Origin of the sequence: Solibacillus sp. FSL W7-1324 (assembly GCF_038008025.1) — a bacterium.
Lineage (GTDB): Bacteria > Bacillota > Bacilli > Bacillales_A > Planococcaceae > Solibacillus.
The window spans coordinates 1,251,938-1,273,192 of sequence record NZ_JBBOYH010000001.1 but is presented as its reverse complement, the minus strand read 5'-3'; the positions used below and the strand labels follow the sequence as shown (position 1 = coordinate 1,273,192).

23 protein-coding genes and 1 riboswitch are annotated in these 21,255 nt (G+C 36.4%); of the genes, 7 read left to right on the top strand and 16 right to left on the bottom strand.

Features of this window, described 5'->3' with window-relative positions; translation table 11 throughout:
* Positions 1-10: 10 nt before the first annotated feature.
* Positions 11-1,126 (bottom strand): ABC transporter, encoded by a 1,116-nt coding sequence (locus MKY71_RS06095; RefSeq protein WP_340731896.1) that lies wholly within the window; start codon positions 1,124-1,126, stop codon positions 11-13.
* A 377-nt stretch (positions 1,127-1,503) separates the two neighbouring features.
* On the opposite strand from MKY71_RS06095, the gene MKY71_RS06090 reads away from it, so the two are divergent.
* Positions 1,504-1,680: an aspartyl-phosphate phosphatase Spo0E family protein gene (locus MKY71_RS06090; protein WP_014824333.1), complete on the top strand. Its 177-nt coding sequence runs from the start codon at positions 1,504-1,506 to the stop codon at positions 1,678-1,680.
* 140 nt (positions 1,681-1,820) lie between these two features.
* Here the strand turns inward: MKY71_RS06090 and MKY71_RS06085 are convergent, their stop codons facing one another.
* Together MKY71_RS06085 and MKY71_RS06080 are read right to left on the bottom strand one after the other, a co-directional pair.
* Positions 1,821-2,237 (bottom strand): VOC family protein, encoded by a 417-nt coding sequence (locus tag MKY71_RS06085; RefSeq protein WP_340731895.1) that lies wholly within the window; start codon positions 2,235-2,237, stop codon positions 1,821-1,823.
* A gap of 886 nt (positions 2,238-3,123) precedes the next feature.
* Positions 3,124-5,115 (bottom strand): methyl-accepting chemotaxis protein, encoded by a 1,992-nt coding sequence (locus MKY71_RS06080; protein WP_340731894.1) that lies wholly within the window; start codon positions 5,113-5,115, stop codon positions 3,124-3,126.
* A 577-nt stretch (positions 5,116-5,692) separates the two neighbouring features.
* Between MKY71_RS06080 and MKY71_RS06075 the strand changes: the two genes are divergently transcribed.
* The 4 genes from MKY71_RS06075 to MKY71_RS06060 all read left to right on the top strand — a co-directional run bounded on the left by MKY71_RS06075 (position 5,693) and on the right by MKY71_RS06060 (position 9,228).
* Complete coding sequence (locus tag MKY71_RS06075; protein ID WP_340716285.1) at positions 5,693-6,931, top strand: IS110 family transposase; 1,239 nt, start codon at positions 5,693-5,695, stop codon at positions 6,929-6,931.
* Positions 6,932-7,224: 293 nt separating this feature from the next.
* Entirely contained in the window at positions 7,225-8,145 is a 921-nt protein-coding gene (locus MKY71_RS06070) for a S8 family serine peptidase (RefSeq protein ID WP_340731893.1), read from the top strand.
* A 22-nt stretch (positions 8,146-8,167) separates the two neighbouring features.
* Positions 8,168-8,803 (top strand): hypothetical protein, encoded by a 636-nt coding sequence (locus MKY71_RS06065; RefSeq protein ID WP_340731892.1) that lies wholly within the window; start codon positions 8,168-8,170, stop codon positions 8,801-8,803.
* 11 nt (positions 8,804-8,814) lie between these two features.
* Positions 8,815-9,228, top strand: a complete 414-nt coding sequence (locus MKY71_RS06060; protein WP_339175813.1) for a hypothetical protein — start codon at positions 8,815-8,817, stop codon at positions 9,226-9,228.
* Between the two features lie 249 nt (positions 9,229-9,477).
* Here the strand turns inward: MKY71_RS06060 and MKY71_RS06055 are convergent, their stop codons facing one another.
* From MKY71_RS06055 to MKY71_RS06025, 7 genes are all read right to left on the bottom strand, one after another.
* Positions 9,478-9,954 (bottom strand): N-acetylmuramoyl-L-alanine amidase, encoded by a 477-nt coding sequence (locus tag MKY71_RS06055; RefSeq protein ID WP_340731891.1) that lies wholly within the window; start codon positions 9,952-9,954, stop codon positions 9,478-9,480.
* Between the two features lie 16 nt (positions 9,955-9,970).
* Positions 9,971-10,567: a phage terminase large subunit family protein gene (locus MKY71_RS06050; RefSeq protein ID WP_340731890.1), complete on the bottom strand. Its 597-nt coding sequence runs from the start codon at positions 10,565-10,567 to the stop codon at positions 9,971-9,973.
* Positions 10,533-10,775: a hypothetical protein gene (locus MKY71_RS06045; RefSeq protein ID WP_340731889.1), complete on the bottom strand. Its 243-nt coding sequence runs from the start codon at positions 10,773-10,775 to the stop codon at positions 10,533-10,535. The genes MKY71_RS06050 and MKY71_RS06045 overlap by 35 nt, the downstream gene beginning before the upstream one ends.
* A gap of 47 nt (positions 10,776-10,822) precedes the next feature.
* Positions 10,823-11,119, bottom strand: coding sequence for a hypothetical protein (locus tag MKY71_RS06040; protein ID WP_340731888.1), 297 nt, complete (start codon positions 11,117-11,119; stop codon positions 10,823-10,825).
* Between the two features lie 290 nt (positions 11,120-11,409).
* Positions 11,410-11,592 (bottom strand): hypothetical protein, encoded by a 183-nt coding sequence (locus MKY71_RS06035; protein ID WP_340731887.1) that lies wholly within the window; start codon positions 11,590-11,592, stop codon positions 11,410-11,412.
* Positions 11,593-11,931: 339 nt separating this feature from the next.
* Positions 11,932-12,462 (bottom strand): hypothetical protein, encoded by a 531-nt coding sequence (locus tag MKY71_RS06030; RefSeq protein ID WP_340731886.1) that lies wholly within the window; start codon positions 12,460-12,462, stop codon positions 11,932-11,934.
* Positions 12,463-12,735: 273 nt separating this feature from the next.
* A complete protein-coding gene (locus tag MKY71_RS06025) occupies positions 12,736-13,167 on the bottom strand; it encodes a tyrosine-type recombinase/integrase (protein ID WP_340731885.1) in 432 nt (143 codons plus the stop codon).
* Positions 13,168-13,212: 45 nt separating this feature from the next.
* Here MKY71_RS06025 and MKY71_RS06020 point away from each other — a divergent pair, with 45 nt between their 5' ends.
* Entirely contained in the window at positions 13,213-13,743 is a 531-nt protein-coding gene (locus MKY71_RS06020; RefSeq protein WP_340731884.1) for a site-specific integrase, read from the top strand.
* A 62-nt stretch (positions 13,744-13,805) separates the two neighbouring features.
* Here MKY71_RS06020 and glnA read toward each other — a convergent pair whose 3' ends face one another.
* Together glnA and MKY71_RS06010 are read right to left on the bottom strand one after the other, a co-directional pair.
* Positions 13,806-15,164: a type I glutamate--ammonia ligase gene (gene glnA, locus MKY71_RS06015; RefSeq protein WP_339175812.1), complete on the bottom strand. Its 1,359-nt coding sequence runs from the start codon at positions 15,162-15,164 to the stop codon at positions 13,806-13,808.
* A gap of 28 nt (positions 15,165-15,192) precedes the next feature.
* Entirely contained in the window at positions 15,193-15,588 is a 396-nt protein-coding gene (locus MKY71_RS06010) for a MerR family transcriptional regulator (protein WP_008408113.1), read from the bottom strand.
* A gap of 316 nt (positions 15,589-15,904) precedes the next feature.
* Here MKY71_RS06010 and MKY71_RS06005 point away from each other — a divergent pair, with 316 nt between their 5' ends.
* Positions 15,905-16,762, top strand: coding sequence for a YitT family protein (locus MKY71_RS06005; protein ID WP_014824336.1), 858 nt, complete (start codon positions 15,905-15,907; stop codon positions 16,760-16,762).
* 51 nt (positions 16,763-16,813) lie between these two features.
* On the opposite strand, the gene brnQ is transcribed toward MKY71_RS06005, so the two are convergent.
* From brnQ to MKY71_RS05985, 4 genes are all read right to left on the bottom strand, one after another.
* A complete protein-coding gene (brnQ, locus tag MKY71_RS06000) occupies positions 16,814-18,166 on the bottom strand; it encodes a branched-chain amino acid transport system II carrier protein (protein ID WP_340731883.1) in 1,353 nt (450 codons plus the stop codon).
* Between the two features lie 177 nt (positions 18,167-18,343).
* On the bottom strand, positions 18,344-18,919 hold the full coding sequence (locus MKY71_RS05995; RefSeq protein ID WP_079525774.1) for an ECF transporter S component: 576 nt from the start codon (positions 18,917-18,919) through the stop codon (positions 18,344-18,346).
* A 243-nt stretch (positions 18,920-19,162) separates the two neighbouring features.
* Positions 19,163-19,337, bottom strand: a riboswitch (FMN riboswitch).
* 104 nt (positions 19,338-19,441) lie between these two features.
* The gene (locus MKY71_RS05990) at positions 19,442-20,665 is read right to left on the bottom strand and encodes a hypothetical protein (RefSeq protein WP_340731882.1); all 1,224 of its coding nucleotides are present in this window, start codon (positions 20,663-20,665) and stop codon (positions 19,442-19,444) included.
* Complete coding sequence (locus MKY71_RS05985) at positions 20,662-21,195, bottom strand: RNA polymerase sigma factor SigX (protein ID WP_339175804.1); 534 nt, start codon at positions 21,193-21,195, stop codon at positions 20,662-20,664. The genes MKY71_RS05990 and MKY71_RS05985 overlap by 4 nt, the downstream gene beginning before the upstream one ends.
* Between the last annotated feature and the right edge of the window lie 60 nt (positions 21,196-21,255).

Genomic DNA, 21,255 nt, shown 5'->3' with positions numbered 1-21,255 from the left:
TCTTTCCCCCCTAGGCCCTTTTAATTTTTCCTGTAGAGAAGAATGTTTTGATGACAAATAACATGATTAAAATACAAATACTCATAATCAGTAACCCGATATTCATCGTTACATCCACAGGACGCACTAAATCCAACGGCATTCCACTTAAAATTTCATTAAAATTCATGAAATGGAATGGACTGTACGGAAGCACACTAATAATTGAAGGGAAAATAATAGGTAAAAAGAATAGAATAAAATGGACAAACAATGTCAGATACATATTTTTCAGCAACACATTTAAAATAATCGATAAGAGCATGACAAATATCGAAATGATCAGCATGTAGACAATACATAGCGCAATATATTGCACACTTGAAATTAATGCCGGGTCCCCTAAATAAACAGTCACTTTTTCGGAACCGTCTCCCAACCCATTAAATAGCAATGGCGTAGCGCTGATAAAAATGAGCGCGATAAACGCGACAACATACAAAAAGGCAATGATACATTTGGATATCACATACTGGTCAAAACGTACCGGGTAGCCTTTTATAATACTTGAATGCTCAAAATCATCCAGTAAAATCGAACTCGTATAGAAACTCATAAATATGTACCAGCCAACACCTACTAAACTAAAAAAATACAACAAAAACGGTATGTAATGAGAGATATCGCTAATCGTATTTTTGCCCGATTCGTACATCGTTTTAAAATATAAGTAATTCATTGAATTTTGGAACTTGGAAGGCAGCAAATCCTTCACTTTTTCGTACTCCTCCATATTAAAAGCTTGTTGCCGCAGCTCAGCAATACGATAGGATGCCTCATAATACATCGGATAGTTTTCTACAGTTAATGAAGCAATTTGTAATGCGACAGCACTTTTCTGCTGAGTCAGATTTTTAAATAAATCACTGCCATCCCCGTCTCTTGAAGCATCCTGGACCTGGAACTTAGCTAATACTGCGCGCGAACTGTAGTAGTCGCCCTTTTTTTCATTAAGCTGGTCTCCCACGGACTGTGCCTTAATAAAAAACATACAGCCGAACACAATGACGATTACTGCGAGTAACGCAACAATATTTTTTCGGTTGGAGCGTTCGATTAGTAATCCAACTTTTAATGCCTGCAACATGTGTAATCTCCTCCCCCTTCTATATATCGACATTGAAAACGGTTACAAACCTGAATTTCGATTTTTCGAGTACTTTATTAGAATAATCTATCAATTAATAATTTACAAACTAAAAGGTAAATTTTCAAAAAACAGGAAAACTAAACCTTTCTAAATCAATCCCCTTTTTTTATTATTTCGTTTCACAATTGAAGTCAAGATGAGATGAAATTATTTTTGTATAATACACCTATTTTTTACAAATTTATGAACTTTTTATTTCTACCACATTTCGACACTTTATTATTTTTTTTTACGTTACGATGGATGAGCGCTGTTTTATTTAACTCCAAAATTATAAAACACCGTAATCTTCAGAAAGGAACATACATTTAGCAATGAGATTTTTATTTTTCAAAAAAATATTTAGGCTAAGATTGAGAATAAGAATTGAATCTAAAAGAAAAGACATGTACAAAAAAGCAAACGACCTAGGATTCACACACCCTGAAGTAGTACATTGCAGCCAAGAGTTAGATGAGTTACTTAATAAGTATTCGGATACTGCGGCATAAAATAGAGAGAATACATAAATAATGTTGTTCAGGTTCGTACATGAACCTGCCATATTTATGTTTTATTAACAAAAAGCGTTGGAGCATACAGCCCCAACGCTTTCTTTTTAATCTGTTTTTATTTAGTGGTGTGCCCACGCTTAAATCCCATTTGTATTCATCAATACTATACGCCAGCCGTCGGGGTCCGCAATCGTCACACCTTTTTCTTCCCAATACGGATTTTCAGGCGGTACCTCGTAGTAGCCCATACTAGCGAGTCGAGCCTTTACCGCTTGAATTTGTTCAACATTAGGCATATAAAATACAAGTAAATTATCTTCCGTTGGTGCAGGACATGGACTTCCGTCAATATGTTCAGTAAACTCCAGATGATAAGTTGCATCCGGCAAGCCGATCATAATACCCGTGTATCCTTCATGCCCTTTAAAGCCTCCAAGTTTTTTAAGCCCGAGACCTTCACAATAAAAACGTTCTATCTGTTCTATTTGATCGGTCGGCCGTGCGATACGAAATTGCGCTACATGTAATGTTTCAGTCCACTCTTTCAAATACATCCCCTCCTTCTTTCATTTTAAAAGGAAAGGAAGGAAAAAACTCTACAACATTCGGATGAAATAAGAACATAAGCTTATACAGAAAAACACGTTGGAGCCAATAGCCCCAACGCTTTCCTCTTAGTACATCTTCATATATTGGTCGCGTTCCCACTGATGCACAGATGTGCGGATTCTGTTCCTATATAATAGGTGGTAATTCAGTTCACTAGGAATGTTGATAAATCAATATTTTGAGAAGTTCGTTTATTTTAATACACTGTAGAAAGTTATAAGTTTGTGGGCAATTTGTGGGCAAAGCAGAAAATCATTTGTGGGCAAATTTTATACAAGAAAATATGCATATTGGAAGTTCTTTTGAGTGTGTGTGTGATAATCTTTTGACAATAGTATACTTTCCTACATAACACATATCGGTAGGGAATTTTCTTTTTCCCAATTGGATACCTCTTCGCCAATCTGCTGATTATATTCATTTTTTCTCTGATTCATTTAATTACTCCCTTTATTTACAGCTTAGTTTAGTAAAAATAATACAACATCTCACTTCGATTAGCCATCTACTTTATTTGAAATACAAACCTTCCCAAAGCATCGTTTGGTATCATTTCTTAAAAGCTAGTTACTCTAGAATATGGCCCTATAATTGAATAAAGCACTTTTCTTATGCAAGAAAAGCGCCCGTTAGTTGAATCCATTGACAGTTTAATTATTAAAAGAAGACACCTCATTCTTTGAAATAGTGAGATTAATAAGAAATCACTACCACATAGAATAGGTGTCTACCAAATGATAGAAAAAGAACAAAGATAATATACAACTACCAAAGTTCTAAATATCGTTTTTTTCTGTAATGTAAGTTTTTAAACATTTATGAAGTGTGGTATTAAATTTTAAACCGATTAATCGCTTGACTTAATTCCTCACTCAACTTGGTCAAGGTTTCGGCGGCATCCGATACAAACTGAATACTACGAGTTTGTTCTTCTGTTGAAGCACTTACTTCTTCACAAGCTGCTGCTGTTTCTTGGGAAGTTGCTGCCATAGTTTGAATTGTTTCGGTGACGTCATCTTTATGTGTCGCAACTTTTTGAATTTCGTTGTACACCGTATCGATAGAATCTTGCATATCTGCCATCAATGTGGAGATTTTTCCGAAAGTGATTTCGGTGTCGTTGACGATGGATCCTTGACGATGGAAATTTTCACGTGTTTCATTCATTTGCTCGGTGACAAGACGAGATTCGGCTTGTAGCTCTTGAACAGTTGCTTTTACTTCTTCTGTAGAGCGTGCCGATTGTTCTGCGAGCTTTCGTACTTCACCCGCAACTACAGCAAATCCTTTGCCGTGTTCCCCGGCACGTGCTGCCTCTATGCTAGCATTTAGAGCAAGAAGATTCGTTTGTGCTGAAATTTCGGTGATGGTTTCCATGACGCCACCAATTGCTTTTACTTTGGTTTCAAGCGTGAGAATTACCTCGGACATGGATTGTAAATTAGTTTCCCAATCATCAAATGACAGCTTCAGCTGTTGCATTTGACCTTGTCCATTGGTATTCAATTCGCCGGCTTTGGTTGCAATGTCAGACATGACAGCAGCTTTAGTTGTAATTTCGTTAATTTGTTGGCCCAAGAGGTCAGCACGTTCTGCAACAATTTCAGCATCTTCTGCAGACTTTGATGCACCATGAGAGATTTCATTCACAGCATATACCACTTCTTCACTTGATGCACTTGTTTCCTCTACTACTGCACTCAAACTTTCAGAACTTTCCCGCACGTTCGATGCAGAGCTAGTGATGATAGTAATAATGTCTTTCATACTGTCGGTCATCTTGTTGAAGTTATTTCCAAGTTCACCGATTTCATCTGTTGTCTTGATGTCGGAATGGGCGGTTAAGTCACCCTTCGCAACGGAATCCATGAGTGTCTTTAATGTGCCAATCGGTTTAATTGTTCGACTGATGATTAAGTACAATGCAGTAAAGATGACAAGTAGGGTGACAATTGCAACTATAAGCATCGAATTACGTAAATCAATTGCCAATGCGTTAATATTTTTTTCATCATAAACCGCGCCAATCTTCCACCCGAATTTTGGAATAGTGGAGTATATATTAGCTTTAGAGACACCCTCATATTCGTAGTGAATCAAACCTTGTTCATTACCCTCTTTATACATCTCTGCTATGAAAGGCAAGTTCATGAGATTTTCTCCATGCAATGTCGGATGGACAATTGCTGTTCCTTCCGTATCAAAGATGACAGGGTAGCCATTATAGCCAACTTCACTTTTTGAAATTTTTTCTGTCAGGGCTGCGAGTTGCAAGTCCAGTCCAACCACACCGACGAGTTTACCGTTCTCATTTATAGCTATTGAAGCTGTGATTACAAAATCACCTGTTGCTTTGTCGATATAGGGTGTTGACCACTGAACTTTGCCAGGTTGTTTAGCAGCTTTTGAGTACCATTCACGTGTAGTTGGATCATAATCGGGGCCAAGATCTGAATAGGGCATATTGATATGATGGTCCGGATTTGAATAATAAACTGACAGTGCGTCGCTATATAGCTCTAAGAAACTAGAAAGTTCTTGATTAAGTGTTTTAAGTAACGATTCTGCTTCTACACTGTCTTCGAGGGTAAAGTTTGTAATTGAACTAGAAGTCGACAATTGCGCTAGACCATTCTCGTATTGTCCAAGATAGTTCTCAATAGCAAACCCCATTTCATTAATGACCGCCCCGCTCGAATTAATGACATTCTCTTCGGTTCTATTTTTTACTTTTGTACTGCTGATTGCCGTCATGATGGTGATGCCAAGGAGGAAAAAAACCATAACCGTGACAATAATTTTTGTTTTGATAGATCTGAACATATAATATGAAACCTTCTCTCTTTTTGACATCCAATGATTCTTTCGGTATTTTTTCTTAGTTCTTTAGGTATTTAAATATAATATTTTATAATAACTTTTTAGCAGTTATTATACGATTAATAAGAAGAAACCATTTTGAAAAAAGATTTATCAAAATGGATTCTCCTTAGCATTCTTAAGTTTGTTTTTCAAAAAAATTTCTACTTGTGTTACTCCACTATATTTTCACTGTAATGAGGTTGTACCTTTAATTTTAATTAAGATAAATCATTCCAAAACCCTTGTTAAACCTTTCATAAAAGAGTGTTATTCAACAATATGGCCCTATCGTAATATGAGGTTAGCCAGATTTTTCTGGTTGACCTTTTTTGTTTAGGTCTTATTATAACGGTAGTCGGGGTAGAACGTCTGGCCCGTGGGACTTGATCCCGTCCGCAAAACTGTTCACCCCCTACTTGTATAAACATGTTTCGAGCTGGTTGGGACAAGGATCCCGTTTAACAAGCGAACCTATGACATTACAAGCAGCTATAGGGGTTACCGACGAATTTAGTTTTCTTTAGGAGGAGATGTAATTATGAATCCAGTCGTTGGTCTGGATGTTTCAAAAGGAGAAAGTCAGGTTCAAGCCTTTTTAGATAAAGGCAAACCATATCGTAAGAGCTTTAGTATTAAACATACTCTTGATGGTTTAGATAGTTTATTAGAATTTCTAAAGGAAGTAGAGAAATTAGCTGATGGTAAGCAACCTTCGGTTATTTTAGAATCTACAGGTCAATATCATATGCCCGTTATTCAATTTTTGGAGGAGCAACAATACGTCTATATTATTGTTAATCCACTTATCTCTCATCGAGCTAGAAGTACAAATTTACGCAAGGTAAAGACCGATGCCATTGATGCCTATCATCTATGCGAATTGTATTACAAGGAAGAGTTAGAGCCATATAAAAAGAGAGGTATACAACTCTTAAATCTTCGTAATCTCACTAGACAACAAGAAACAGTATCAAGCACAGCTGCACAAACAAAGTTACAGCTACAGTCCATCTTAGATCAGGTTTTCCCTGAATACAGAGGTGTCTTTGGAAATCTCTATTCAAAAATTTCGTTACAGATTCTATCCATCTTCCCAACCTCCAAAGAGGTTTTAAGTGTTAGCGAATCAGAACTTACTAATAAAATTGCGGAATTATGTACAACCCGTTCAGAAAGATGGGCAAAAGAAAAGGCAATTAAATTGAGAGAGGCTGCATTACGTAATCCATTTCAAAACAACTTGTATCAAAGCCATATCTTTAACCTAAGAATGTTTATTAACATTGTTCTTCAATATCAAGAGCATCTATCAAAGTTAGCAGCAGAAATAGATGCCCTCGCTAAAGAAATTGAAGAATATGAGATAATCCAGTCTATTCCTGGTGTTGGAGAAAAGATTGCGGCAACAATCATCTCTGAAATTGGAGAGATAGAACGGTTTAACCATCCTAAAAAGCTAGTAGCATTCGCCGGGATAGATCCTAGCGTTTACTCTTCTGGTCGATTTACTGCTTCCATCAATCGTATAACCAAAAGAGGTTCCAGCAGGTTAAGACAAGCGTTATTTATGGCTGTACAATGCGGTATAAGAGATGCACGTAAGCAAAAAACAAGTGATGAAATACTCCCTAGAAATAAGAAATTACGAGAGTTCTACGATAAAAAACGCGAAGAAGGAAAGCCATTTAGAGTAGCAATCATTGCATGTGCTAATAAGCTTTTACATTGGATATATGCCCTACTTAAAAGGAAAGAAGCCTTCCAAAATGCGGTTTAAAAAGTATATTTAAGTGGATTAAACAAAACCTTCCAATTTTAAAGAGGAAGGCTTATTTGGTGTACCCTTTTTTAGTATATCATGTAGGATTTAATATTTTTATCGAAAAATCTTGACAACTATTAGCTGGTTTTGTTGAATAACTTTTTTATTAATTATATTTGTCTTATGTTGGTGGCGGCACACTACCGCCAATTTTCAATAAATATCCCTCCACAATTAATTTTGTTCCACCCTGTACTTTCTATTCTTTTCCATTTATAATGTTATATTATTATTTTTTGGAGGCACTAATGAAGAAATTTTGGATTTTATGTAGCTTTATTTTAGTACTGTTAATCGGAGGTTTACTATTCTTTGACAAAAGTATATTTGAAAATAAAGTGGAAAATAAATTAGAGGATGTTGAATTTGCAGATAAAAATTGGGGATACAGATTTTTAAAAATTGATGAGGTACATCACAGTTATAAAGTAACCGGGGAGGGAGTTAAGATTGCCATTATTGATACTGGGGTAGCAGATGATAAACGAATAAAGAACGTTGTGGAAGGTAAAAATTTTGTACAATCAGGAACATCTTATACAGACAGTCATGGTCATGGAACGCACATTTATGGAATTTTATCAGGTGAAGATATAGGGGTAGCACCGGGGGCTGATATTTATGTGGCAAAAGCACTTTCAATGGATTTAAAAGGGGAAATGAAAGATGTAATTTCAGCAATTGATTGGTCTATTGAAAAAGATGTAGATGTAATATTAATGCCATTTGGATTTTTAAAAGAAAATAAAGAATTTGAGGAAGCAGTTAATAGAGCATTAGATAAGAATATTTTTGTAGTGTCCTCGGTAGGTAACTATGGTTTAAAAGAAAATATAGATATTATGTACCCAGCAAAATACTCTAAAGTGATAGCGGTGGGGGCATTAGAAAAAGACGGTGGTATTTGGAAAGGCACAACTATAGGTAAAGAATTAGACTATTTGTTGCCAGGACAGGAGATTCTAAGTTATTCATTAGATGGGAATTTTCTGATAGCCAGTGGAACATCTATGGCATCTGCATATATGGCTGGGGTCCTTGCATTATTTATAGAATATAACAATAATATCCCAAAAAAAGAATTATATTATAAATTATTGAAAATAAAAGAAGAATTAGGTAATATAGGGAACGTTAGTATCTTAGAGATAGATAAGATACTAAAATAATTTGAATTAAAGGAGTATACATATGAAGAAGTTTTTAAGTATTTTCTTAGCATCTATTATGTTAGTGGCGTTTCTATTACCAACTGATTCAACAGCAACTAGTCATGACTTTTCTATTAACCAGATAAGTATAGATACTAGTATGGTACAACAGATTACTGAAGAGTCAGGTACTGATTTTACAGATGTAGATTTAACTAATTTTGAACAAGACTTTGCATTTTTATTAAATGATCCAGTATTTAAAGAAATGGAGGAATACTTGGTTTTAAATTCGCAAGAGGTTATTATCGATGAGACTGAAGTAGCAGGTCAATGGATTCCAATAGCTGCAGCCGGTATTAGACTTTTAGCAGGTAAAGTCGGAACAAAAGCTATAGATAAAGCATGGGATATTGCTAAACCCCATGTTAAGAAAGCATTGGATGATGTAGACAGATATAAATTTATAGTGAATATTAAAAATGGTCGTTATTTGGGAATAATTGATACAAAAAGTAAAAGTAAGGATAAAACAATCTTTGCTTTAGATTATCATCAGTTTAAAGAAGGTAGTAAACGCACAGTAGATGATGTCTTGCATTATCATATAACTCCAAATATTAAAGAACATCATGTAATCTATCCAACTGATCCGAAATGGGAAACAATTAAGTAGGAGTGAAACCTATGAAGCATTATAATACTGAAGTAGAAGAGAATTGTTCAAAAGAAGCTTTCCAAAAAATTATTGAACAACTTTTGCCAAAAAAGAAAGTAATATATACAATAATCCCGGAATATTACAAAGAGTTTCTTTTGGAGATTTCTTCGAATTTCGTTGAAATTAAGAACATTGTTGATGATAAGTATTCTTTTCCAAAGAGTGAGGGCATATTAGGATATATTAATGATGATGAGTTGCAATTTGTATTTGAATTTTATGAGAGAGCAAATGTAATTCCTTTTGTTATTGCTTCTAGAAATGTTACCTTTGAAGAGGACATTGAGTTAGATAGTTTTTATAGTTACTTTGAGGAAAATAATATACCTCATATTACTGTAGGCCATGATCAAGAGTATATAACATATTACAGTGATTGAGTTTTAGAGAAGTTTACATCAATTCGAAAAGAAGACCTTTGCTATAACAATGGTCTTCCTTATATGTCTTGTATGGGGGCAGTACACTACCGCCGTTGTGACGGTTTATTCCTTGTGAAACGCGGAATATTACATCTTAAGAATGTTGTTCAACAATCTGGACCGATTGTTGAACTAAGTTAAAAACAATTTAATTTTTGTCAAAATAAAAAGTCCGCTACTACTTGATTGATACAGTAGAAACGGGCTTTAATTTTTTTTAACATTCACAATAGACATAGCAGCCAATGCTAAAATTTCATCGTTTGTAATAGTACGGTCATTTAACTTATCAAGCCAAGACTTATGTGCGCCCTCAGCAATGGCACAATTCACAATGGTTTCACGTTGTCCCTTGCTATCTAAAATATCATTCACAATGTTATTTAAAGCTGGACTGTTAATATCCAATGTACGTGTCTCCTTGTCCTTGACATTTGAAGTAATTGTGGAAGGCGATAATGTTTTACCCACTGCTTTTGCTAATTGTTCTGCAATTGCTTGGCAAATGGCAGCAAAATTCTTTTTATACAACGCAACATCTACACTATCATTAACAAAGCATACTTCAATTAAGTAGCAGGGCTTGTTTGTACCTTTAAGAATACCAATATCCTTACGAATCTTGACCCCACGATTCTTTAAACCGCTTGCTTTTGCAATCGCATCTGTAATACTTTTTGCCACGGCACTATTTTTATCGCTATAGACAAGTGTTTCCGTCCCAATTAAATGGGTCTCCTTCAGTACCTGCAGAGGAAGGGAACCTGTCAACTTCATCCGCTAATACAATCCTTACTGGACGTGATGCTAAACTCGCTGGAGAATTGGCACCAACTAATGTTAAATGACCGCCGGCAAATTTCTTTTGTAGCAAAGTATTATTGCCATCCTTTGCTTTCGGGCTATTTACCTTTTTAGTTAATGTCGGTGTATCACGTATCATTGGTGCAATTCGATCTTTCGAATATGCTTCAGCCATTTCCAACGTTGGCTGCATTAAAAGCATGGGAGAAGGATCATAATCAATGTAGTAACCAATAATGTTATTTATAAGCTCTGATTTACCAACCTGAGCGGAAGACATAACAACAATTTCATCTATATCAGGATCACTGATAGAGTCCATAATTTCTCGTTGATATGGTGCACGATCTGTATTCCATTTCCCTGGCTCTGCTGATGATTCTTTTGAAAGAACACGATGGGAATCTACCCATTGTGAAACGGTTAATTTTGGTGGAGGAGCAACAACCCCAGCAACTTTACGAAACAGGTTCAACGTCTGTTTCTGTACCATCGTTCTCACCTACCATGTCCATATCTAAATCTTCAACGTCATCCTCTTCAAAGAATAAGGAAGGCTCGTAATCAGCTAGTTCAGCTAATGCTTCATATATATCGCGATCAAGAAGTGCTTCAATTTCTTTTGGATCATCTTTACTAGCTAAAAGCAAAGCAGTTTTTGAAGGGAGCGAAAGCATCTTAGAACGAAACGAGGTAAGCATATGATTTAGAACTTTCTCTACCTCATCTGCTTTGTGCATTTCTTTCTTTAAATGTGATAACTCAATTTCTGCTTTTTCACGCTTGGCTTTTTCATGCAGCCATTTTCGTATTCAAGAGATTCCTGAACCTTCGACTCATCTAATCCATCGTTGGACATTTTTAAAAATGTGATGTATCTGCTTACAGTATCGATTAGATCGTAGCGTCCATGATTTACACGAGCAATAATTCCTTCTTCAACTAAATAGCGAACATTTCGCTCCTTCATATTGAACATTTTGGCGAGTGCTTTTGTGTTTACTATGGTTCTATCATCTAATTTTGTTTTTCCAGTACTCGACATTTGCACACCTCATTTCTCAAATATAACTTTATTTTTGCTAGCCGGGTGGAAGGAACGTTATTTTCGAACATATATCTAGATCGTTTCTGGGGTTCGCGAGACCCGCAGACTTTTCAAATATCGCCAGAAGGACCCACTTTTATTTTTATAGAATAATAATTGCAATAAAAAACGACGCAGCCTGAGCCACATCGCCTGTCGTTATGTTGTTTGATGAATTTTGCATACTAACATAATAGCACATTCATTTTGAAAAACCCTGCCAACTTCCTGCCAAAAATCTGCCATGTTTATGTTATTACTTCTGCATTTATTACTTTTTTATAATACTCATCTAAACTTTCATATGTAAGTAACTTCTTTTTCAATTCTATATCCGATACCTTTTGCGCACTAAAATTCTTTTCTAAAAACTTTAAAAGAGCTTTGTCACTTTTCTCAAAAATTTTATTTTCTAACATTCTTTTTTTCATACTTTCACCACCTTTTATTTTTATTCTATCATCATACTCACATTAACATATCTTATATTCTGTTAACTTATATCTAGCTATACAAACTCAGATATATCAACACTTAAAGTTCCTTTTGATTTTGAGCTTTACAAGTTCAAATTGAATATATGTTATTAATGCACTAAAGTGTAAAAGCATGTTGATTTCCTAGACACTTCCTAAAAACAACGAAATAAAAGCACCTAGTATTTTACAAGATGCTTCACATTTTTCATATTTACTTGTTAATTGCTCTATATGTATTTTAGTTAAATTTAAATCAGGCGAAAAATGTTGAATAAAAACTATAAATCTAAACTATTTGGATTCTAGTTTTTCATCTAATTCCTTAAATTTTTTCTGTAGATCAATATGTTCATCAACTAATTTTTTATAACTTTCACTAACATCAACCATAGTATCAGCCATTTCTTGAATTGTATTTGAATTAGATGTGACTACTCCTAATATCTCACGCAATCCCTTTTGTCCAATTAGTATAAGTGTAATACCCATTACGGCTAGAGCCATTCCATCACTATACTGTATAATGGTCTCATTTTTTATTTCTTGAATAATATTAAGATTAGGTAAACAAATTAAAATAAAAAGTCCTATAGACTGGAATATGATGATTTTCTTACCTTCAATTTTTAGTAATTCTAGTAAAATCAAGCTAAGTGACAATGTGGATATCCCTAAGAGAAAAGCTGGGGGTATCTCCATACCAATTCCTCTTAGAAATCCTAGAATTATTATTACAATCCCCAATGAAATTACTAAACCTGCTGAAGCTAGTATGTTAGAACTTGGGTGTTCCTTTTCTTCCTTAGCTTTATAATCGACCATCTCAATTCCCCCTTGTACTCCTAATTTGTATATTATAACAGAGAATTATTCTCCAATATTCTCAAAAATATAAAGTTTCTCCTCAAAATGACTTATTGTTGAACATAAACAATTCACATTATAAAACTAATAAATTGCATTAGCTTAATTCTATAATAACACTAATAGTATTACCCAATTAAAATAGACATCTCTAAGTACCACTTGAAGGAGATGTCTTTAATAAACATATTTATAAATTATCGGACTAACCTTACTATAACTACTCTACACTTATATCCTCAAATCATTGAGCGCTTCATACGCTTCTTGTATAGCATCTTGGTTCACCCCAATATACTTGAGCGTGATATAAGGAGCACTGTGATTAAAAATATCCTGTAGCAATGCTACATCTTTGTCATTTTGGTACACCAGATAGCCAAACGTCTTTCGTAATGTGTGTGTACCGATTTCTTTTAGGCCACAATGCTGTGCTGCTTCTCGCAAAATATTATAGGCCCGAACACGAGTGATGGGCCTGTTCTTTCCTTGTCTACTTTTAAAAAGATAATCTGTTTGCTTCATATTTTCGCAGTAGCTATTAATTAATTTCCTGAGCTTTGTTATTAATGGCACTCGTTTACGTACCGTATACTTTTTACTTCTTTGCTTAGCTTTCTTTGTTTTTTGCTCGACAATATAAAAGTGATCCTTTCCATACACATCCTGCACCTTTACTGTCAAGATATCACTAATGCGTAACCCGGTGTGGGAGAATGTGCAGCACTTCGTTTAGACGATATTGATTGGCGAGAAAATACTTTGCGAGTAGATCAAACATTAGATTTCCAACCAGAAGAAGGCGACGATCTCCTCGGTGATCCTAAAACCTATTCCTCTTACCGTGTCATCAAAATGCGTCCGAAATATATGCAAAAGCTCAAAACATATGTAAAATATCGTACCGAACAGAAACTGCTTGTCGGTAGTCTTTACAATCATGATTTAAATCTTGTATTCGCTCGTGATGATGGAAACCCCATTTCAAAATCCACCCTTTGGAATGCTTTTAAATCTGCACAGGAACATTTAGAACTCGAGCCAATTCCGATTCATTCTACCCGTCATACACATGTGGCAATGCTTATTGAGGCTAGATGGGATATGAAATCGATTGCTGACAGATTAGGTCATGAATCTGCTACTACCACGATTAATACTTATGCTCATATTTCGCATAAACATGCAGAAAATACCCTTCATAATTTCGATGAATACATGAAAGAATTGGGGCAATAAAAAAGTTTGTGGGCAACAAAAAGGATAAAAGCGTTGGAGCCTACAGCCCCAACGCTTTCCTCTTAGTACATCTTCATATATTGGTCGCGTTCCCACTGGTGTACAGATGTGCGGAACATATCGAACTCCACTTCTTTTGCTTCTTTGAAGTTTGCATAAATATGTTCGCCTAACGCATCGATGATTACTTCATCTTTCGCTAAAGTAGCTAATGCTGCATCCAATGAACCTGGTAAACTAGCAATACCATAAGCTGCACGCTCTTCAGCATTCATCACATAAATGTTACGGTCAACCGGTGCTGGTGGCTCGATTTCATTTTTCACGCCATCCAATCCTGCAGCCAAAATAACAGCCATCGCTAAGTACGGGTTTGCAGACGGGTCAACTGAACGTAATTCAATACGAGTTGATAGACCACGAGATTCCGGGATACGTACTAATGGTGAACGGTTTTTTGGTGACCATGCTACATAACAAGGTGCTTCATAGCCAGGTACTAAACGTTTGTATGAATTAATCGTCGGATTTGTCACCGCTGTAAATCCTTGAACGTGTTTTAATACGCCTGCTAAGAAATGTTTCGCTGTTTTTGATAACTGTAAGTCTTCCCCTTCATCCCAGAATGCATTTTTACTTCCTTGGAATAAAGATAAGTTGAAGTGCATTCCTGAACCGTTCACACCGAATAATGGTTTTGGCATAAATGTTGCATGTAAGCCATGTTTACGCGCAATTGTTTTTACTACTAACTTGAACGTTTGAATATTATCGCACGCTTCCACTGCGTTGGCATATTTGAAGTCGATTTCGTGTTGACCTGGAGCTACTTCATGGTGTGATGCTTCAATTTCAAAGCCCATTTCCTCAAGTTCCAATACGATATCGCGGCGGCAGTTTTCCCCTAAATCCGTTGGTGCCAAGTCGAAGTAGCCACCATCATCATTTAATTCCAATGTCGGATTGCCTTTTTCATCTAATTTAAATAAGAAGAATTCTGGCTCAGGTCCTAAGTTAAAGCTAGTAAAACCTAAGTCTTCCATTTCTTTTAACATTCTTTTTAAGTTTGAGCGAGGATCCCCTTCAAAAGGAGAGCCGTCCGGACGTGCGATGTCACAAATTAAACGTGCAACTTTTCCTTTTTCCGCAGTCCATGGGAAAATCATGAAGGTATCTAAATCCGGACGCAAATACATGTCAGATTCTTCAATACGTACGAAACCTTCAATTGAAGAACCGTCAAACATCATTTTGTTATCCAGCGCTTTATCTAATTGACTTACCGGAATTTCCACGTTTTTGATTGTTCCTAAAATATCAGTAAATTGTAGACGAATAAACTTTACATTTTTATCTGCCACAATCTTTTTAATGCTTTCTTTCGTCGCTTTGCTTGTTCCATTCACCGTTACATTTGCCATACTTCAACACTCTCCTTTTTAATTGGTCCTACTCAGTTTTATATTGAAAGAAACGCGATAAATCGCCTTGACGTAGTGATGTCTTTTGCATGCGCTGTGCTTGCAGCATTTCTTCTCGTAAAATCGTACGCAATTCTGTATCTGTTACGCGTACTACGTCAGGTTTCTTTACATACTCTTTTGACCTCATTGCAAATACCTTTTTGACACCCGCCATATTAATGCCCTGGTCGAGTAGCTCTCTTATTTCCAGTAATGCATCAATATCATCAAGAGAAAACATCCTACGATTCCCTTCTGATCTGGCAGGGACGATTAATTCATGTTCTTCATAATAACGAATTTGTCTAGCCGTTAATTCTGTTAACTGCATCACCATGCTAATCGGCAGTAACGGCATCGCTCTTCGAAACTCTCGACTCATCATCTCGCCTCCCTCTTCTTACCATTTACTTTAAACCAATGTAACATCCATTGTCAATCTAATGTTATAAAAACTAACATATGATTTTTAGAACAATTTAATCGCATTATTCGAACATTTCCTGTATTGGTTTTTTAATCCATGTCAACTTTCTGGACATAATTTATAATGAAATGACGTAAAATTCCAATACCAAAAACTCACTTAGTTTCTTATTTAACTTTTTTTGCAAAATAATCGGTTAATTTACCCGCTGAAAAGTAATCGAGCTAAAATTCATGTATAATTATTACCATGCAAATTGAGGGGGAATTTTATGTCGAAGCAAGACATCGCAAAGTCAATCGGACAAAAAATCATTGTTATTATTGGCGGTTTAATCGCCGCTTATGGATTAGAAGCGGTATTAATACCAAATAACGTATCGGATGGCGGAATCACGGGGATTAGTATCGTTATTTCTCAGCTAACGCCAATATCATTAGGCCTGCTGATCGCCTTACTAAACATCCCGTTTATTTATTTAGGATATAAACAAATCGGAAAAACATTTGCTATCAATTCTGTTATCGGGATTGCATCATTAGCAATCGGTACTTCGCTTATGCACCATGTACCAACAATCATTACTGGTGATGCATTGCTTATTACAGTTGTAGGGGGGATCATTTTAGGTATCGGTATGGGTTTAGCACTCCGCAATGGTGGGGCTCTCGACGGGATAGACATGCTTGCTGTGTTACTTTCCAGAAAACTCCCTTTTGGTACAAGTGATCTCATTCTATTTTTAAACTTTTTCGTTTTCATTATCGTTTCGTTTGTTTTCGGATTCAAAGGTGCCTTGCTATCAGCAATTGCGTACTATATTGCATCGAAAGTTATCATAATTGTAGAAGAAGGACTAAGCGGCTCTAAAACATACAAAATTATTACGAACGAGCCACTTAAAATGGTCGAAACGATCCGGGACCGCTTAGGACGAAGCGCCACATTCAATACGGTATACGGTGCTTACTCGCATCAGGAGTTCCAAGAAATCACTTGCGTAATTAACCGAATGGAGGAAAGCAAAATAAAAGGAATCATTCGTGAAATCGATCCGAATGCCTTTGTGACGGTGTACGAAGTAGTCGAAGTTAAAGGCGGAAACTTCAAAAAGCAAAATATCCACTAAAACAGAAAACGGGTGTGTAAAAGGAAATTTTTCCTCTTACACACCCATTTTTTAATTCGTATTTACTTCACCGCTGCGATTCGGAATACATAATCCGATAACCGCCCCAACTACAGCCGGTACAATCCATCCTAAGCCAATTGAATAAAGCGGCAAGTAGTCCGCATAAATCGTTGAAATAGATGACAACAAACTTACTTCAAATGCCGGTACACTACCGATCAATGCATTGTATCCATCAATTATACTAATAAAGAATACGAGTAAAATGGCTCCCGCAAATACAGGCTTTTTATAATGGAATAGTGGTCCTGCAAGCGCCAATATGATCAACACTATCGCCAGTGGATAAAGGAACATCAATACAGGAATTGCATATGTAATAATATTCGTTAACCCAAAGTTCGCAATGATAAACGATACAACACATAGCACCACTACAAATGTTTTGTAGCTGACCTTCGGAAACACTTCATGGAAAAATTCACTACACGAAGTGATGAGCCCAATACTCGTTTTCAAACAGGCAAGTACAATAATAATTGCCAACAAAATCGCACCGTATGAGCCGAAGTAATGATCAGCAACAGCCGCAAAAATTTGCCCGCCATTTTCAAATGTACCAATTGCGGTCACACTTGATGCTCCCATGTAAGCAATCAGACCGTATATTAGCATCATTAATGCCATTGCAAAAATACCCGATTTCCAAGTCGCTTTTGCAATTTCTTTTTTATCTGTAATACCAGTACGCTTTATCGCATGGATGACTACAATACCGAACGCAAGTGAAGCAAGTGCATCCATTGTGTTATAACCTTCTTTGAAACCAGTCATAAACGCCTCGTTAATATAGGCTCCGGCAGGTTCCACGAATTTACCCATCGGTGAAAACAGACTAATTCCGATTAATACAAATAAAAAGATTAAAAATGCCGGTGTTAAGTACTTCCCTATAATGTCCATTATTTTCGCCGGATTTAACGAAAAGTAAAAAACAATCGCGAAGAATATAAAGCTGAATACCGCAAGCCACAATGTCGCTTGTGAAGGATCGATAAACGGTTCAAATCCAACAACAAACGGTACTGTTGCTGTACGCGGAATTGCAAAAAACGGTCCGATCGTTAAATATAAAGCCAATGCAAAAAACAATCCAAACACCGGATGTACTTTACTTGCCAAATCACGCAATCCATTACTTCCCGACAATCCGATTGCCAGAATTCCTAAAAACGGCAAACCAATTGCCGTAACTAAAAAGCCAATTAGCGCAAACCAATAATTCGTTCCTGCCAATTGCCCCATTTGAATCGGAAATATTAAATTTCCCGCTCCAAAAAACATACCAAACAGCATCGTTCCGATTACTGCATAGGTTGAAAATGGTATTTTTTTGTCCATCATATTCTCTCCTAAGATGTCATTTCATGGTGTTATAATGAAACGTCCAAATTTTCTTAACAATGTACCATATCATATCAGCACTATAACAGAATGACAATAGTAATAGTAAATATAAAAGGAGCGATGTCATAAAGTTAACACTTTTACGACATCGCTCCATAATTTATTATTTAATTAAGCTAAATATTGTCTGCGCTGATTTTCAATCCATACACGCATTGTACGGTAAAGCATCGTCACAACTACAAACATCATAATCCCTTTAACAATATTAAACGGTAAAATACCTAACACGATCGTTTCGTACATATTATATTCGAAGCCTAGTAAGTACGTGTACAGCGGTAAGAACGCCACATAGTTTAATGCCGCCATTCCAAGTGACATTACAACTGTAGAAACAACTAAGCCTGTCATTAACCCTTTTGCAGAAGGGAATTTTTTATAAATATAGTAAGCTGGTAAAATGAATAATACACCTGTAGCGAAGTTTGCCATATGACCTACCGGAATTCCTTCAGGAGCCCCTGTGTAAATCCAGTCAAGCACATTTTTAACAAGTTCAACTAGGATACCTGCAACAGGTCCCATCGTAATTGCCGCAATCAATGCTGGCACATCACTGAAATCAATTTGTAAGAATACCGGGAACCATGGTAGTGGGAAGTTTAACAACATTAGTACAAATGAAACCCCACTTAGCATTGCGATTGTTACGAATGATCGTAACTTTAAACTTCTTTTTTGCATATAAATCTCTCCTCTTTGCTGATTCCATCTCGCAAGAAGAAAGGACGTATCAAATCATTTCATGAAAAAACCCTTATGCTAAACTAGAGCATAAGGGAGAAATAGGCACACTTAAATAAAGGGTCCATCTGTGCATCTGCAGCCATTCCTGTTTTTTGGTATACGAAAAATATTCCGTTAACAAATAAGGAATTAGAAATAAATACTGCAAAGCACGGCATTTTCAAAAAATGACGACCGTACCTTCACCTTCTCCCATCCAGACTATACTGTCGGCTTTGGAATTGCACCAAATCCTGCACACAAAAAGTGGCTCGCGGGCTCGAAAAGTTTGACATAACTTCCTCCAAGTAAATGGTCAGAGGTTACAACTTTTATTACCGCCGGTCGGGAGTTACACCCTGCCCCGAAGATGAATCAATATGAAATTATGTAGCAATTACCTTGCTATAACTATTATTATATATAAAAAAAAGGAATTGTAAAGCCCATTGCTTACAATTCCTAGTAAAATTATTTGAATTATTGAAATTCATAATGGATACGGTTTGCCGCAACCGGCTTCTCTACTGGTTTTGAGAAGTCAAAACCGCCCCATTGTTCCTGTACGATATTTTCAAACTTTACCTGTTTATCAAAACTTGCCGCTGTCATGATTAATCCTTCAATCATTCGCATTGCTTGAGCAGGTTCATAATTCTCCAGGTTTAAAGGTTCTTCGAATGTGATCGTAACGATTGCATCTGCTTCTTCAACTTTTAAATAAACACCAGGCAAGATGACCGTTCTGTATATATCATTTGCTTCCACCGTCATATTTTTGATCGCTTCTTGCACATCTGTAAAGCTCATTCGGAAATTCGGACTTAAATATACCGCGCCATTCCGCATCTGATACATAAAATAATTATATTGAGCATTCTCGTCATTTAATAAAAACGGCTCATTAACATCACCAATATGGTCAAAGTAAATTGGTGTTCCGGCCATATTTTCTATTTCCACTTCCGTATATGCATCACTGAAAGTATCAATAAGGGACCCTAGATAATTCGATAAGGACGCTGTTCCCGCATCATATTGGTGATCTTCCGGCAACATATGGACAAGCTTATCCCCTTCCTCACGCAATTCCCCTTTATACGGATGGTATTCATTAAAGCCCATTGACTGTTCATCAAGCAGAGGACTGAATGTGTTATAAAGTTCCAGCAACGTCGGATTCTCTTTACCCGTTTTTTCAGCAACAACTTCATTTGGAATCAATATGCTTACAGGTACACTTTCCGCATCGTCCCCTGCAAGACCAATTGTAAATAATGTGTTGCCCTCCAGCTCGTTTTCATAAACTAAAGTCCGCTCTGGCTGTGCTTCCGTTGAGAAACTATTAATCATTGAGCGTTCAGTTTGGGTAGATGCATCTTCTTTTGCGCTCATTGTCATATTCTCTTCGGTTTCCGGATCGGCAAGATCGAATGTTTCATTTTGCATAGAAACCGACTCATTATTACCTATAAATTGCGCACTGATCAAAACAATAATAAATATGGATGCAATGGAAACGAACAATGGTGCCCATCGAATACCTTTTTGATTGTTTGGCTGCAGTTGAGGCGGATCTTCATTAAATGCTCCTTCATCCATTAAACGATTGAATACCTCATCTTTTGAACGATGATCGGTTACTTTCGGTGCTTTTTTCAGAAAAAGCTCAATCTCTTTTTCATCCCAATGCTCCTTTTTCATAATGGATTCGCCTCCCTTCCTTCTTGCGCTTCCAATAACAGCCGCAAATTCTTTAAAGCACGGTGCTGTGTCGTCTTAACCTTTCCGGTCGTCCACCCTAATATTTCCGCTGTTTCCTGAATTGAAAGTTCCTGAATGAACCGCATGATAATAACCATTTTCTGATCACCTGAACATTCCTCCAACGCTACCAGTAATTGATGGAGCTGATCATTTAATTCGGTAAATTGTTCAGGTGAAGGGACCGGGCTTACAAGTTGCTCTGTCTCCCAATCAAACGCTGTAAATGCATGCTTATCACGAACTTGCTTTTTTCTGAAATAGTCGATCGCCACATTTTTCGCTATAGAAAACAGCCAAGTCTTTTCCGAGCTTTTCCCTTCGAAACGGTCGTATGATTTCAATACACGAACGTATACTTCATGGGCAAGATCCTCAGCTGCGGAACGGTTTTTTACTAAGTAAAATAAGAAATTAAAAACATCCTGATGATACGTATCGTATAATCGATGGAAAATGGATTGCTGCACCCATCCCACCTCCATTCACGTAATTTGTCGTTTTCGAATCAAAAAAGTTACAACTAATCA